The sequence below is a fragment of the Arthrobacter zhaoxinii genome (assembly GCF_025244925.1).
Lineage (GTDB): Bacteria > Actinomycetota > Actinomycetes > Actinomycetales > Micrococcaceae > Arthrobacter_B > Arthrobacter_B zhaoxinii.
Genome location: NZ_CP104275.1, coordinates 1008093 through 1022753, shown reverse-complemented (window position 1 = coordinate 1022753; position 14661 = coordinate 1008093). Strand labels below are relative to the sequence as shown.

The window sequence follows — 14661 nt, the reverse complement described above, 5'->3', positions numbered from 1 at the left end:
CAGTGGCAGGAAGCGCGTACCGGATCTAACCGCGCAGCGCGGCCAAATTGTTCCGGTACCAGGACACCGTGTCCCGGATTCCCTCGTTCAAGGGGATCTGTGCGGTCCAGCCGGCATCGGTCAATTTGGAAACATCCAGCAGCTTTTGCGGGGTGCCGTCGGGTTTCGAGGTATCCCACTCCATGGCTCCGTTGTAGCCCACGGCCTCGGCGACTAGTTCGGCGAGTTCCTTGATGGTGACGTCTGACCCCGTTCCTACGTTCACCTGCTGCGGTCCGTCATAGTGCTCCAGCAGGTGAAGACAGGCAGCTGCCATATCGTCCACATGCAGGAATTCCCGCCGGGGCGCCCCTGTTCCCCAGTTGGTCACGCTGCCCAAACCCTGCCGTGCGGCCTCGTCATAGCGGCGGATGAGCGCCGGAAGAACGTGGGATCCTTCTGACGAAAAATTGTCCCCCGGGCCGTAAAGGTTGGTAGGCATCGCCGAAATCCACGGCAGCCCGTATTGCCGCCTGACGGCCTGAACGTGCATGATGCCGGCGATCTTGGCAATCGCATAGGCGTCGTTGGTCGGCTCGAGATGCCCCGTGAGAAGCGAATCCTCGGAAATGGGCTGCTGTGCAAGCCTGGGGTAGATGCAGGATGAGCCCAGGAACAGGAGGCGCTCCACTCCCTGTTCGCGGGCGGCGTCCAGCACATTGATCTGGATCTGCAGGTTCTCGGTCAGGAAGTCCACCGGGTACGTGTTGTTGGCGAGGATTCCGCCCACTTTTGCTGCCGCCAGGACCACGTACCGGGGGTTGACCTCGGCGAAGTATGAGAAGACGGCTGCGCGGTCCTTCAGATCCAGTTCGCTGGAAGTCCGGCCTCTAAGATCCGTGAAACCGGCGGATTCGAGTCTGCGCCAGATAGCCGAGCCGACGAGGCCGCGGTGTCCAGCAACATAGAAGGGTGCGGCGCGGTCCAGGACGCCCGGCTTGAAGCCCGTACTGTCTGCCGTAAAGCTCTCAGCCATGTCAGTCATTCCAGGAATCGAGGTTCACGGTATCGATCCAGCTGCGGCCCGAGTGCTTGAGTATTTCGGTATCGGCGTCCACCATGAGACGGGCGAGATCGGGAGTGTGGATAGTCGCTTTCCACCCGAGCTGCTCCTGTGCCTTGGACGCATCGCCAACGAGTGCGTCGACTTCCGTGGGGCGGAGGTACCGTTCGTCGAACTTCACGTGCTCTTCCCAGTTGAGGCCGGCATGTTCGAAGGCGATGGTGAGGAAATCCCGGACGGTGTAGTTGCCGCCGGTGGCCAGCACGAAATCCTCGGGCTCGTCGGCCTGCAGCATGCGCCACATGCCCTCCACGTATTCAGCGGCGTAGCCCCAGTCACGAATAGCGTCCAGATTGCCCATGTAAAGATCCTGCTGTTGCCCGGCCTTAATGGCGGCTACGGCCCGCGTGATTTTGCGGGTGACGAACGTTTCGCCGCGGCGCGGGGATTCGTGGTTGAAAAGAATTCCGTTCACCGCGAACATGCCATAGGCCTCACGGTAGTTTCTCGTGATCCAGTAGCTGTAAACCTTCGCGGCGCCGTAGGGCGACCGGGGATAGAACGGAGTGTCCTCGTTCTGCGGCGGTGGAGTAGCGCCGAACATCTCCGACGATGACGCCTGGTAGAACCTGGTGTCGATTCCCGCGAGCCGCACGGCTTCAAGGAGCCGCACGGTACCCATGCCGGTGGTGTCGGCCGTGTGCTCGGGCTCGTCGAACGAGACCCGGACGTGGGACTGCGCGGCCAGGTTGTAGACTTCGTCCGGCCGCAGGCTGGCCAGCAGCGTCACCAGGCGCGACCCGTCGCTGAGGTCCCCGTAGTGCAGAAAGAGCTTTGCCTCGGGGTCGTGCGGATCCACGTAGAGGTGGTCCACCCGGGCGGTATTGAACGTGGAGGCCCGACGGATGAGCCCGTGTACCTCATACCCCTTCTTCAGCAGAAGTTCCGCAAGGTACGAGCCGTCCTGCCCCGTGATACCTGAAATGACCGCGCGCTTAGGCACAATATCCCCCCGAGTAGCTGTGCCGCTCCCCCGATGGTGGGCGGCGAGATACACGAAGCCAATCCCAGCCCTGGCCGTCACGTAAGAGTGTTAGCTACCCGCCCTGCCCTGCTCATTACCTACAGCCGGCCTCAACGTCACCTAGGGTCCGCCCGGGGATTCCTCCTATGAGGCGGCCGGTACCGCGTCCGCCAGTGCCTCTTCCAAGGCAACCCAGGCGAGCATGGCGCACTTGACCCGCGCCGGGTAGCGGGCCACGCCCGCGAAGGCCGCGGCGTCGCCGAGGACTTCCTCGTCCGGCTCGATGCTGCCCCGGGAACGCATCAGCGTCCGGAACTCCTCCACCAGGTCGGACACCTGACGCCGCTCCATGCCTGCCGCCATCTCGGTCAGCACCGACGCCGACGCCATCGAAATCGAGCAGCCCTGCCCCTCCCAGCTGATGCCGTCCACAGTGGAACCGTCGACGACGGCGCGCAGCGTGATCTCGTCTCCGCACGTGGGGTTGAGCTGGTGGGACTCCCCCGCTGCAGCCCCGGCCGGGGCCTCGACCAGTCCGTCGCCGCGGCGGCGCTTGGCGTGTTCCAGGATGATCTGCTGGTAGAGCTGCTGCAGGTCCGAGCTCATTACTTCACTCCAAAGAAGGGACGGACGCCGGCAACCGCGGCAAGGAACGCATCGACGTCGTCGGTGGTGTTGTAGAGGTAGGTGCTGGCGCGGGTGGTGGAGACCAGACCGAGCCGGCGGTGCAGCGGCTGCGCACAGTGGTGGCCCACCCGCACCGCGATCCCCTGGTCGTCCAGGAACTGCCCCACGTCATGGGAGTGGACGCCGTCAACGTCGAACGCCGCCAGGCCGATCCGCTCCTCACCGGCCTTCGGGCCCAGGACGCGGATTCCGTCGATCTGCTCCAGTCCCCGCACCAGCCGCTGGCCGAGCGTGGTTTCCCAGGCGTGGATGCGGTCCATCCCGGTTTCGTGCAGGTAATCGACGGCAGTGCCCAGGGCCATGGCCTGGGAAATGCGCTGGGTTCCGGCTTCGAAGCGCTGCGGCGCGGGCAGGTATTCGGCCCTGTCCATGGTCACGGTGGTGATCATGGAGCCGCCGGTCAGGAAGGTGGGCATCGCGTCCAGCAGTTCGGCCCGGCCGTAGAGGGCGCCGATGCCGGTGGGGCCAAGCATCTTGTGCCCGGAGAACGCGGCGAAGTCCACGTCCAGGGCCTTCACATCCACGGGCAGGTGCGGCACGGACTGGCAGGCGTCCAGCACCACCAGCGCCCCCTGCCGGTGCGCCATGTCGACCAGTGCCCGAACCGGGTTGATGGTTCCGAGCACGTTGGAGGCGTGGGTGAACGCCACGATCCGGGTGCGCCCGGTAATGATGCGTTCGGCCTCCTCCAGCCGCAGCGCGCCGTCGTCGTCCACGGGAATGAACCGCAGAGTCGCTCCGGTGCGCGCCGCCAGTTCCTGCCACGGAATCAGGTTGGCGTGGTGCTCCATTTCCGTCACCACGATTTCGTCGCCTTCACCCAGCGCAAAGCGGCGGGCCGCTTCCCCGCCGCGGCCGACGGCGGCGTTGGAGAAGGCGTAGGCCACCAGGTTCAGTGCCTCGGTGGCGTTGGAGGTCCAGACAATCTCAGTGGGGCCCGCGCCCACGAACCCGGCTACCTTGGCCCGCGCATCCTCGTACACCTCGGTCGCCGCAACGGCAAGGGTGTGGGCGCCGCGGTGGACGGCGGAATTCCGCTGCTCGTAGAACTCCTGCTCGGCTTCAATGACACTCAGCGGGTTCTGGGACGTGGCACCCGAATCGAGGTAGACCAGGGGCCTGCCGTTGACCTGCTGGTTCAGGATGGGGAAGTCGTTGCGGATGCGCAGCACTTCGGCGTTGTCCATGGGCCCGTGAGCGGGCCGGAGGGTATCGGGCGTGGAAACCACAGGCACGGAAAAATCTCCTTGGCTGGCCGTCGGATGTGCGCATCAGGGTGATCTGCACCATTACGCAACGGAACTCTTTGCTAATCATCCCATTGCCGCCCTCGGAGCGCATCTGAGCCGGGCCTTAGTTCTCCTCATCCCGGCACCGCCCGCTCCCCAGGTCAGGATCCTGCAGCACTACGTAGGCGGTCCGGGGAATGCGCGTACCGGTACGCATTCCGGGGTGCAGCCGCAGGCACTACATTCCGGTGGGGAAACGTCCTGCAGCGGGCGTCAGGGGGGGGACGTCTCAACGAGGCGTACCGGGGGAAACACAAGCCAGGGGTCTGATCATCGTGCGCAGAAAACTCATTGCCATCCTCACCGGAACCATACTCGCGGCCGGCACTCTGATCGGGGTGGCCGCTCCGTCGTCCGCCCTCTCCCCCGGAGTGTCGTTCGCCGCCTCGGACCTGCCCACCTGGCAGACCAACGGCATTGTCTGGGCAATGGCCGAGTCCAACGGGGTCATGTATGTCGGAGGCACGTTCACCGCCATCCGCCCGCCCAAAGTCGCCGCCGGCGGTGCCGGGTCCGTGAGCGCCGTGAACTTTGCCGCTCTTGATGCCTATACCGGGAACCCGGCCGGCTGCTCCCTTTCGGTCACCGGGGGCAGCGCCACGGTGCGGGCCCTGGACGTTTCCCCTGACGGCAGGACGCTGTACATCGGGGGAAGTTTCACAGCAGTGAACGGCGTGGGAACCACCAAGCTCGCAGCCGTGAACCTGCCCTCCTGCACCGTGAACACCAACTTCAAGCCGGCGGCGGTCAACACGACCGTCCGTGCCATCGAGGCAACGGCCTCCGCAGTGTACTTCGGCGGGGACTTCAAAACGGTGGGGAGTGCGGCGCGGAACAGGCTGGCCGCCGTGAGCACCACCGGCACACTGCTGCCCTGGGCGCCGTCGGCCGACCAGCCGGTGCGGGCGCTGCACGTCCCGGCCGGACGGAACATCGTGCTGGCCGGCGGGGATTTCCTCACCATGAACGGTGCCGATTCCAAGGCCCTGGCGGTCCTGAACAACACCACGGGCGGCAACATCCGCACGTACCCCAACTTCTTTATTCCAAAAACCTCCACGGTAAAGTCCATCGACTCCGACGCCACCAGTTTCTACATCGGCAATGAGGGCACCGGCGGCGGGGTGTTTGACGGCCGCGCCCGGCTGGACCTCACCACCTACAACCAGGTCTGGCGGGACACCTGCCTCGGTGCCACGCAGGCCGTCGCCGTCTACGGCACGACCCTCTACGCGGCACACCACGCCCACGATTGCTCCAGCATGAACTCGTTTCCCGACGGACCACGGGTGCACCTAAGCGCACAGAGCATCAACGGGCCCTCGCCCATGTACCAGTGGAATCCGATCACCAATGACGGCCAAGGTGAAAAAATCGGCCCGCGCACCCTGGCGCACACCAGCGCCGGAAGCGGCAGGGACATCCTGTGGACCGGCGGGGAATTCACCACCGTCAACGGCGCCGCGCAGCAGAGCCTGACCAGGTTCGGTCCCGGCCCCGGCACCGCGGGTCCCGGCGTGCCGCAGTTTGTCAGCGCAGAGTCGCGGGCCTCCGGCCAGAACACCATCCGGTGGCAGTCCACCTCCGACCCTGACGATTCCGAGCTCACCTATCGGGTCTACCGCAACGGGTCCGCCACTCCGCTGGCCACCGTCAACTCGTCGTCGCGCTGGTGGGACCTGCCGCAGGCCTCCTTCACCGACACCACTGCGGTGCCGGGCACTGCCTACACCTACCGCGTGCAGGCAACCGATCCCAGCGGCCGCAGCGGTGCCCTGTCCGCGCAGGTGCAGATCACCACGGCTACCTCGGCCGCCGCGTATCCAGCCCTGGTCCGGGCCGACGGCGCCACCACCTACTGGCGGCTGGGTGACTCCCTGGCAGCGGCAGCCGATTCCTCCAACGGCAACAAGATGGGCCTGCCCAACCTCGGGGCGAAACCCTCGGGATCCGTCGGAGCCCTGCGCAGCGACAACAACCGGGCGGCCAGTTTCGACGGCGTCGACGACATGATCTACGGCCAGCAGCGCGTCAGCGCCCCGACGGTGTTCAGCGCCGAGGCCTGGTTCAAGACCGACACCACCACCGGCGGGAAGATCCTGGGTTTCGGCAATGCGCAGCCCCGCCGCAACGGAACCTTCCTCGGCTACAGCAGCGTCTATGACCGCCACGTTTACATGAACGACGCCGGCAACCTCGTGTTCGGCACCTGGTCCGGCACCCGGGTGGTTGTCACCTCGCCCGCCAGGTATAACGACGACGCATGGCACCATGTGGTGGCCACCCAGGGCCCGGCCGGAATGGTCCTGTATGTCGACGGTGTGAAGGTTGCCTCCAATACGGTTTCCGCGAACACGGTCAGTCTGGGATCCTGGCGGATCGGCGGAGATTCAATCCCGTCCAGCTGGCCCAATGCTCCCACCAGCCGGCATTTCAAGGGCGCCATTGACGAATTTGCTGTCTATCCCACGGCCCTGACCGCCGCCCAGGTTGCCGCCCACAACCAGCAGGGACGCAGGTAGTCCGTGCCGGAAGGATTTCCCGGGGGCGCCGACTTGGGTAGCCGGCGCATGGCCACGTGCAGTCCGCCCCCTGCACAGGGCAGCCGCGGCCGATCGGTCCGGCGCGCGGTGCTCGGGTTGGCTGCCGCGGTGGTCCTGGCCTGCATGGGCGGCATCCTCCTGACCCCGGGGCCAGTGGACCGGCCCGTCTACGGGAAGGTGCTGCGCGCCATCCGCCGGCTGCAGGAGTACGGGCTCCCGGGCTGGGTGGACTACGCTGCCGCGGAAGCAGCTGCCAATGTGCTGCTCTTTGTCCCGCTGGGACTTCTGGCCGCGCTCCTGCTGCCCCCACGGCGTTGGTGGCTGGCGCTGCTGCTGTGCCTGGGCACGGCTGCGGGCGCCGAAGTGTTCCAGGAACTGTTCCTGCCCCTGCGGCAGGGCAATCTTCAGGACGTGCTGAACAACGGCGTGGGTGCACTGCTGGGCGTAGCGGTGGCCGCGACCGGCCGGGGCCTGCGTGCAGGCACACGGCGGGGTCGGACTAGATGACCTTCACACCGCGGAATTCCACCGGGCAGTCCTCCGAATAATTGCGGGCCAGGCTGAAATAGCCTCCGCGGTACTTGCGGTTTGAGGTGCTGCCCGCCCAGCCCGCGCCGTCGAGCCGCGAGTAGCGGATACTGTCCGGGTCAATATCGATCTTGAACGACATCCACTCCCCGACCTTGACCGGCTGTGTATCCACAGTGCCCAAGCGGAGCCCGCCGGACTCGCCCGGGCTGCGCAGCAGCAGCGTCATTTCCCCGGTGAGCCGCACCACCAGGTGGTAGCCGCCCACGTCGCTGGGTATCAGGACCCGGTATGGGCGGTCGTCGTCCTGGCCGAAGGCGATGCCGGCGTGCAGTGCGTCATCGGCAGGCAGCGCGTCCGGCCAGCGCATGTCGAACTGGATACTGTAGATCTGCTGCCGCAGCGGCCCCAGCGAACCCATCCGGTAGCTGCTGTTGGCTGCGGCGGACATAAGCAGGGTCCCGGAAGTCTTCAGTTCGGGCTGGAAGCCCCACCCCTGGCTGACCATCCACGGCAGGTCGCCGGCTGCCCGGATCCCGTCGCCGAAGCTGTCGGACGTCGCCATCGGCTCGTCAGTGGACAGATACGGAAGATTCGCGCACATCAGCCCGGACACGCCCAGCGCCAGCAGCCGGTCGCGGAGCTCCCGGGTGTGCACCTCCCAGCAGATGACAGGCTTACCGGTGGACACTACCTCCGCCAGTGCGGCGTCGGAAGCCGAATGATGGACGCCCAGGTAGGTGAACTTGTCGGCCAGTTCCGGTACGAGATCCAGCTGTTCCACAGTGAAGTACCCCCAGCTGGAGTACCCGCGCTCGGACACCGCATCGATCTGCGCTGCTTCCGCTGACTGCTTCCAGATGAAGTGGCTGCGCGACTCCGGATAGGTGTCCATCAGGTCCAGCAAAGCTGTGGCGTTGGTGCCCTGCTTGTCATCGATGAAGAGCACATGGGTGGCGGCAAAGGCATCAAGAACATCCTTGAGCAGCGGAATTTTCTCCGTCCCCGCCTTGGGACCCAGCCAGGCACGGGCGTCAACCACCAGCTCTGACACCTCGGCATAGGTGGAGTCCTTGATCACCAGATTGCGGCCGGTGGTGCGTTCCGTGCTGAGGTCATGGTGGCAGATCAGCTTTCCGTCCGAGGTGGCGCTGACTGAGATCTCAAGGGCCACGGCGCCGGCGTTGACCGACTCGCGGTAAGCCGTCATGGTGTGCTCGGGCCAGTTGTCCCAGGATCCACGGTGGGCCACCAGGAACGGGGCAGCAGCCAGCATGGACTCGATGGTGTGGACCGGTTCCGGCTCGGGCGTGCCGGTCGCCTCGCCGTCCGCATCAGCCCTTCCGGTGCAGCCGGCCAGGGCAAGCCCCGCGGCGCCCAGGACCAGCATTTCACGGCGGGACAGCCCGGAGGCCGGGCGCAGCGGCTGCCCGAAAGCGCGCCGGGAGTTCATGCTTTCAGGGCTGCGTCCCCGGTGCGGCCGCCCTCCAGGAGGGTCAGAGCACGGCGCAGCACGGTGGATGAGGTGGTCACTGTGTAGGGGAAATACACCACCTGCACTCCTATTTGAGCCATGTCGCGTTCCAGGCGGTCGCCTTTTTCGGTGCCCCGCCAGTCGTCGCCCTTGAAAAACACGTTGAATCCCACTTCACGCCATGTGTCGGCCTTATTCAGGTGCTCATCAATCACCACGTCGTCGACATAGCGGACACTGCGCACGATCTCCAGCCGCTCGGCAAGGGGGATCACCGGAGTGGTTCCCTTGAGCCGCTGGGTCATGTCAGTGGAGGCGACGCCTGCGATCAGATAGTCGCATTGGCTGCGGGCATGCTTCAACAAATTCAGATGGCCTACGTGAAAGAGATCATAAACGCCCGAGGCATAGCCAATCCGAACTGTCATTTTGTACTACCCCCAGATATGGTCCGCTAAATATCAATTCATCTTTGGATTATTTTCGGGACCAGTAAAGCGAATTGGGGACAATCACGTAGGGCCCTGACAAACACGAGTAAAGGCACCCGAAGCACGGGTATTCACGGCGCCGATTCGCGTAAACGCCACCGTGTGACACGCAGAATCCCGGAGCTACGCTTCCAAACAGTTTCGGGCCGCGGGCCCGTCCCCACTTCTTGAGGCGGTATGCCGTGCATAAAAAGATTGCGGCAATGTTTTCGGTTGCGGCTGTGGCAGCAGCGACCTTGATTGGCGTTGCCGCTCCGGCCACCGCTCTGTCCCCGGGCGTGGCTTTCTCCGCCGCCGCGCTCCCCACCTGGCAGACGAACGGCATTGCGTGGGCCATGGCGGAGGCCAACGGCGTGATGTACGTCGGCGGCACCTTCACCCAGGTGCGGCCCCCCGGCACCGCGGCCGGCAACAGCCAGTCCCGGGCAGCAGTCAACTTCGCAGCCTTTGATGCCTACACGGGCACACCCACCTCATGCGCACTGTCCTTCACCGGCGGAACGGGCGCCACGGTGCGGGCCATGGATGTTTCCCCCGATGGCCGCAGGCTTTACGTGGGCGGAAATTTCACCACGGTCAACGGCGTCGCCGCGAACCGGCTGGCCGCCATCAACCTTCCGAACTGCACGGTGGACACCTCCTTCCGGCCCGGCACGGTGAACAGCACGGTGCGGACCGTCGCCGCCACCGCCGACGCCGTTTACTTCGGCGGCGACTTCACCACTGTCAACGGCACCGCCCGCAACCGCTTCGCAGCCGTTGGCACCACGGGCAGCCTGCTTCCGTGGGCGCCCGCGGCTGACGGCGTGGGCCGTGCCCTCGACGTCCCGGCGGGCAGGAACGTGGTTCTGGTTTCCGGGGACTTCAGCACGGTCAACGGCGCCGAATCGCGGGCGATGGCCGTGGTGGACAAGGCCTCCGGTGCCAATGTTCGCACGTATCCCTCAGCCAGCTACATCCCCGCCACGGCCGTGATCAAGGACGTGACGAGCGACGGCACCAGCTTCTACGTCGCCGGTGAGGGCCTGGGATCAAGGTCCTTCGACGGCCGGGCCCGGCTTTCCCTGGACAACAATTACGAGCAGATCTGGAAAGACACCTGCCAGGGCGCCACCCAGGCGGTGCTGCCCTACAAGGACGTGCTCTACTCCGGGCACCACGTCCACGACTGCTCCAGCATGGATGGCTTCCCCGACGGCACCCGCAAGCACCTCTCCGCCCAGGACATCAACGATCCGTACCCGTTCCTCGGCTGGAGCCCCGACACCAATGACGGCACCGGGGAAGCCCTGGGCCCGCGGGCACTGGAGACCACCGGCACGGGCAGCGGCGATGTCCTGTGGGTTGCCGGTGAATTCACCACCACCAACGGCACCGCCCAGCAGAGCCTGACCCGCTTCGGTCCCGGGCCGGCATCCGCCGCTCCCGGCACGCCGGCCAACGTCAGCGCAGTCAGCTTCGCCGCCGGCCAGAACCAGATCCGCTGGACCCAAAGCGTGGACAATGACGACTCCGCCCTCACCTACAGCATCTACCGCAACGGCAGTAGCACCGCACTCGGCACCGTGACCGGCAACTCCACCTGGTTCAACACACCCCAGCTGTCCTTCACCGACCGCACGGCGGTGCCGGGCACTGCCTACTCCTACCGGGTGCGGGCAGGCGACGGCTCCAGCACAAGCGCCCTCTCCGCGCAGGTTTCCGTCACCACTGCCACGGCCACCCAGCCCTACCCTGCTTCGGTGCTCCGTGACGGTGCCTCCACATACTGGCGGCTCGACGACAGCCGCGCCACCGCTCCGGCAGACACCTCCACGGGCAACAACCGGGGCATTGCCTACGGCGGTCCCCTCCTGGCCGGCACCGATGGTGCCGTACCCGGCAGCACGGCAGGCGTGTTTGACGGTGTCGACGACCAGGTCTCCGGACAGCAGCGGTACGCTGCTCCCACCACCTACACCGCCGAGGTCTGGTTCAAAACCGACACGGTGCGCGGCGGCAAGATCTTCGGTTTCGCTTCCGGCCAGCCCAATCGCCACGGCGACCGGAACTCCAGCGGGATCGTGGACCGCCACCTGTATATGACCACCGGCGGGACACTGGCCTACGGTGTCCTCAATGCGGCCAACACCCCGGTCAGCGTCAGCACCGCCAAGGCCTACAACGACAACGCGTGGCACCACGCAACGGCAGTCCAGACCGCTTCGGGGTTCACGCTGTACGTGGACGGCATTGCCGTGGCCACCAGTCCGACAGCCGCCGCACAAACCTACACCGGCTCCTGGCGGGTGGGCGGCGACAGCCTGAACAACTGGCCCGAACGGCCCACCAGCAATTACCTGGCCGGGTCCATCGACGAATTCGCGGCCTACCCCGTGGCCCTCAGCACCGCCCAGGTAACCGAGCACTACACCGCAGGCGGGGGAAGTCCCGCTGAGCCGGAACCGGCTCCCGACACCACCGCACCCAGCGGCGTGTCCGGTGCGTCGGCCACGGTCAGCAGCACCACGGCCACGCTCACTTGGAATGCAGCCACCGACAATGTGGGCGTCACCGGGTACCGGATCCACCGGTCGGTGACGAGGGGTTTCACGCCGTCGGACAGCAGCCTGCTGACCACCTCCCCCGGTTCGGCGCTCTCCTACAGTGATGCGGATCTGGAACCGGGAACCTACTACTACCGGGTGGTGGCCATCGATGCCGCCGGGAATGCCGGCGCGGCGTCCGACGAGGCGAGCGCCGCTGTCGCCGGCGCTCCTCCGGCCGAACCGGTGACCCTGTCCCTGTCCCCGACCGCAGACACCTATGTGAACCAGAGTGCTCCCAATGCGGCTTATGGAACGTCTGCATCCATGGCTTCACGTGGCTCGCAGGCCTATACCTCGTACCTGAGGTTTACTCCCGGCACCGCCGTGCCGGCAGGAATGCGACTGATTTCGGCCAGCCTGCGGGTGTACACGACCTCCGATCCCCTCAGCAATTCCGTTGACCGGCACAGTGTCCAAACGGTTACCGGGGCTTGGACGGAAGCGGGCACCACCTACAACACCCGGCCGGCGTTGGGCAGCGCGGTGCTGGGCACCGTCTCGCCGACGGCGACGAACACCGCCTACTCCGTGGACCTGGATCCCGCAGCTGTCTCAGCCGCACTGTCCGAGTCCGTTGACCTGGCGATTACCGGCGCAGGCACCGACAATGCCTGGTTTTACACAAAGGAAGCGTCCTCCAGCCGCCGGCCGGTCCTGACACTGGTCTTCGGCCCCTAACCCGTGCCCCTGCAAGGGGGCAGCACTCTTTTCTGCTAGTTCATTCGATAGAAGGCACACTCCATGAAAACCGGTCTCAAGCCACCACTCCTGGGAATGCTGCTGTTGCCGATGCTGGGTATGGCAACAGGATGCAGTTCCCCCGACAGCTCACCCGAAGCAGCGCCGCCGTCAGCTTCACCGTTATCGTCCGCTTCATCCGGCGCGCCGTCGTCGTCGGCTGCACCGGGAAGCAGCAGAACCGCTGTTCCGACCAGCGCGCCCGAAACGTCCGCTGCCGAGGGGACCGGGACGGCGCCCGATGCCGTGGTGCAGTCGCCCCAGCCGGCACCGGAACCGACATTCGAGGCGGAGCAGGAGCAGTACCTTCAGGACAAGGTGCCCGAAGGCGGTGATCCCAACGCTGTACTGCAGGTTGGCCAGGAACGCTGCGATCAGCTGCTCAGCGCCAGGGCGATTGACGAAGAGTCGGTCCTCAGCGAGCTCATCATGAGCCCGGCGCAGGACACCGCCGACGCCGTCGCCGCACTGTGCCCTGAGCTCCTGCCCGTCCTGGACGCGGCCAAGCTGGGCTTCCCCGATGGAGTCTTCTCGGTGGGAGAGGCTGCGCCCCACGGCGAGCAACCCTCGATTGCGCCCGGGATCTACCGGGCCTACGGGCAGCCCGAGGGCTGTCTCATCACGGTCTACACCGGCTCCGGGGAACTCCTCGGGTCTCACGACGGGTCCGCTCCGGTCACTATCGGCGCTGACGCTGCACGTGTGGAATCGGACCAGTGCTACACGTGGTTCCGTTCATGACGTCCACCTGCAGCTTCTTTTTCTGTTTCCATCATCTGCCTATCCACGGGAAGGGGTAACCAATGGATATGCGCGAACAAATACTCATCCTTCGCCGCAATTGGATGCTCATAGTCTCATTTGCACTCATCGGGTTGATCAGCGCCGGAGCTATTTCCGTACTGATGCCCAAAACCTATACCGCCACTAGCAACCTGTTTGTCTCCACCCAGAATGTTGAAACCTCCGCCGAACTCCAGCAGGGCAGCGTCTTCTCCCTGAACCGGGTCGGGTCCTACGTGGAGCTGGTCAGCATGCCCCAGGTCCTGAACCCGGTCATTGAGAACCTTGATTTGGACATGACGCCCCAGGAGCTGGCCACCAAGGTCAAGGCAGGGACCTCCCGCAACACCGTCCTAATCGAGATCCAGGCGGTGGATTCCTCACCCCAGCGTGCGGCGGATATCGCCAACGGCGTGGTGGCCAGCCTGATCACCTCAGTTGCTGATCTGGAGCGGCCCACCAACGGACTGCCCTCCCCCATGCGCCTCACGTCGGTAGACACGGCCCAGCCGCCGTCGTCCGCTTCCAGTCCCAAGACACCGTTGAACCTGGCGTTGGGGCTGTTGTACGGCCTCGCCCTCGGGCTGGTTGTGGCGATCCTCCGCCATGTCCTGGACCGCCATGTGCGCACGGAGGCCGATCTGCGCAAGTCCACCGACCTGCCGCTGCTCGGCGGGATTACCGAATCCACGCGGCACACCAGCCGCCCGACCATCCTGGGTGGCGCGGGAACCGAGGCCTTCCGGCAACTGCGGACCAATCTGGAGTTTGCAGCCGTCAGCCAGCAGATGAAGTCGCTGGTGATCACGTCTTCGCAGGCGGGTGAGGGCAAGAGTACCGTGGCCCTGAACCTGGCCCTGAGCATCGCGCAAAGCGGGCAGCGGGTAATCCTGGTCGACGCCGATCTGCGGCTTCCTTCGGTGTCCAGTGCCACCGGCTTGGAAGGCAGCGTTGGCCTAACCACCGTGCTGATCGGGCGCACCAGCCTGGCTGAGGCAACCCAGCACTGGGGCACCGGCGGCCTGTCGGTGCTGACTTCCGGACCGCTGCCGCCGAATCCCACCGAGCTGCTCGGCTCCGATGCCATGCAGAAACTGGTCAAAGAACTCGAAGCCGAATACGACACGGTGATTCTGGATGCTCCGCCGGTGCTGCCGGTGGCCGATACCGCGATCCTCACCCGCCACACCGACGGCATCCTGCTGGTCGTGGGAGCAACCCGGGTCAGCCAGCACAACCTCTCCAAGGCTGTGGAGCAGCTAAGCCTGGTGAACGCGAATGTGGTGGGAGCGGTCCTCAACCGCATTCCGCGGTCCGGCCCGGATGCCAACTCCGCCTACCTCTCCGATTACGGCGTCACGCCGCTGCCCGTCATCCGCGACAACGACGGCGGTCCGGCCTCTCCCGTGGCCGAAGCAGAAGCCGCGATTGTCCGGGACAGCCAGAACAGCAGGGCACTGAGCAAGGGATAACC

General features: G+C 65.6%; 11 protein-coding genes. 5 read left to right on the top strand and 6 right to left on the bottom strand.

Features of this window, described 5'->3' with window-relative positions; translation table 11 throughout:
- Positions 1 to 25 precede the first annotated feature (25 nt).
- The 4 genes from N2K95_RS04755 to N2K95_RS04740 all read right to left on the bottom strand — a co-directional run bounded on the left by N2K95_RS04755 (position 26) and on the right by N2K95_RS04740 (position 3988).
- Complete coding sequence (locus N2K95_RS04755) at positions 26 to 1015, bottom strand: GDP-L-fucose synthase family protein (RefSeq protein WP_260653144.1); 990 nt, start codon at positions 1013 to 1015, stop codon at positions 26 to 28.
- Between the two features lies 1 nt (position 1016).
- A complete protein-coding gene (gene gmd / locus N2K95_RS04750; RefSeq protein ID WP_260653143.1) occupies positions 1017 to 2045 on the bottom strand; it encodes a GDP-mannose 4,6-dehydratase in 1029 nt (342 codons plus the stop codon).
- A 165-nt stretch (positions 2046 to 2210) separates the two neighbouring features.
- Positions 2211 to 2672 carry a Fe-S cluster assembly sulfur transfer protein SufU gene (gene sufU / locus N2K95_RS04745; RefSeq protein ID WP_260653142.1) on the bottom strand — a complete coding sequence of 154 codons (462 nt, stop codon included), beginning with the start codon at positions 2670 to 2672 and terminating at the stop codon, positions 2211 to 2213.
- A complete protein-coding gene (locus N2K95_RS04740; RefSeq protein ID WP_407080116.1) occupies positions 2672 to 3988 on the bottom strand; it encodes a cysteine desulfurase in 1317 nt (438 codons plus the stop codon). Before N2K95_RS04740 ends, sufU begins: the two co-directional genes overlap by 1 nt.
- A gap of 329 nt (positions 3989 to 4317) precedes the next feature.
- Here N2K95_RS04740 and N2K95_RS04735 point away from each other — a divergent pair, with 329 nt between their 5' ends.
- Positions 4318 to 6564 carry a LamG-like jellyroll fold domain-containing protein gene (locus N2K95_RS04735; protein ID WP_260653141.1) on the top strand — a complete coding sequence of 749 codons (2247 nt, stop codon included), beginning with the start codon at positions 4318 to 4320 and terminating at the stop codon, positions 6562 to 6564.
- Positions 6565 to 6612: 48 nt separating this feature from the next.
- On the top strand, positions 6613 to 7092 hold the full coding sequence (locus N2K95_RS04730; RefSeq protein ID WP_260653140.1) for a VanZ family protein: 480 nt from the start codon (positions 6613 to 6615) through the stop codon (positions 7090 to 7092).
- Here N2K95_RS04730 and N2K95_RS04725 read toward each other — a convergent pair.
- A complete protein-coding gene (locus tag N2K95_RS04725; RefSeq protein WP_260653139.1) occupies positions 7085 to 8566 on the bottom strand; it encodes a glycerophosphodiester phosphodiesterase in 1482 nt (493 codons plus the stop codon). The two genes, N2K95_RS04730 and N2K95_RS04725, sit on opposite strands and share 8 nt — an antisense overlap.
- The gene (locus N2K95_RS04720; RefSeq protein WP_260653138.1) at positions 8563 to 9015 is read right to left on the bottom strand and encodes an adenylyltransferase/cytidyltransferase family protein; all 453 of its coding nucleotides are present in this window, start codon (positions 9013 to 9015) and stop codon (positions 8563 to 8565) included. Before N2K95_RS04720 ends, N2K95_RS04725 begins: the two co-directional genes overlap by 4 nt.
- A gap of 266 nt (positions 9016 to 9281) precedes the next feature.
- On the opposite strand from N2K95_RS04720, the gene N2K95_RS04715 reads away from it, so the two are divergent.
- From N2K95_RS04715 to N2K95_RS04705, 3 genes are all read left to right on the top strand, one after another.
- On the top strand, positions 9282 to 12344 hold the full coding sequence (locus N2K95_RS04715; protein WP_260653137.1) for a CBM96 family carbohydrate-binding protein: 3063 nt from the start codon (positions 9282 to 9284) through the stop codon (positions 12342 to 12344).
- Between the two features lie 63 nt (positions 12345 to 12407).
- A complete protein-coding gene (locus N2K95_RS04710) occupies positions 12408 to 13145 on the top strand; it encodes a hypothetical protein (protein ID WP_260653136.1) in 738 nt (245 codons plus the stop codon).
- A 68-nt stretch (positions 13146 to 13213) separates the two neighbouring features.
- Positions 13214 to 14659 carry a polysaccharide biosynthesis tyrosine autokinase gene (locus tag N2K95_RS04705; RefSeq protein WP_255793284.1) on the top strand — a complete coding sequence of 482 codons (1446 nt, stop codon included), beginning with the start codon at positions 13214 to 13216 and terminating at the stop codon, positions 14657 to 14659.
- Positions 14660 to 14661 lie beyond the last annotated feature (2 nt).

Bases quoted from the DNA above. Each gene is read 5' to 3' on its own strand.
- N2K95_RS04755 (WP_260653144.1), bottom strand. From the start codon at position 1,015: ATGGCTGAGAGCTTTACGGCAGACAGTACGGGCTTCAAGCCGGGCGTC.
- sufU (WP_260653142.1), bottom strand. From the start codon at position 2,672: ATGAGCTCGGACCTGCAGCAGCTCTACCAGCAGATCATCCTGGAACAC.
- N2K95_RS04730 (WP_260653140.1), top strand. From the start codon at position 6,613: ATGGCCACGTGCAGTCCGCCCCCTGCACAGGGCAGCCGCGGCCGATCG.
- N2K95_RS04725 (WP_260653139.1), bottom strand. From the start codon at position 8,566: ATGAACTCCCGGCGCGCTTTCGGGCAGCCGCTGCGCCCGGCCTCCGGG.
- N2K95_RS04720 (WP_260653138.1), bottom strand. From the start codon at position 9,015: ATGACAGTTCGGATTGGCTATGCCTCGGGCGTTTATGATCTCTTTCAC.
- N2K95_RS04715 (WP_260653137.1), top strand. From the start codon at position 9,282: ATGTTTTCGGTTGCGGCTGTGGCAGCAGCGACCTTGATTGGCGTTGCC.
- N2K95_RS04710 (WP_260653136.1), top strand. From the start codon at position 12,408: ATGAAAACCGGTCTCAAGCCACCACTCCTGGGAATGCTGCTGTTGCCG.
- N2K95_RS04705 (WP_255793284.1), top strand. From the start codon at position 13,214: ATGCGCGAACAAATACTCATCCTTCGCCGCAATTGGATGCTCATAGTC.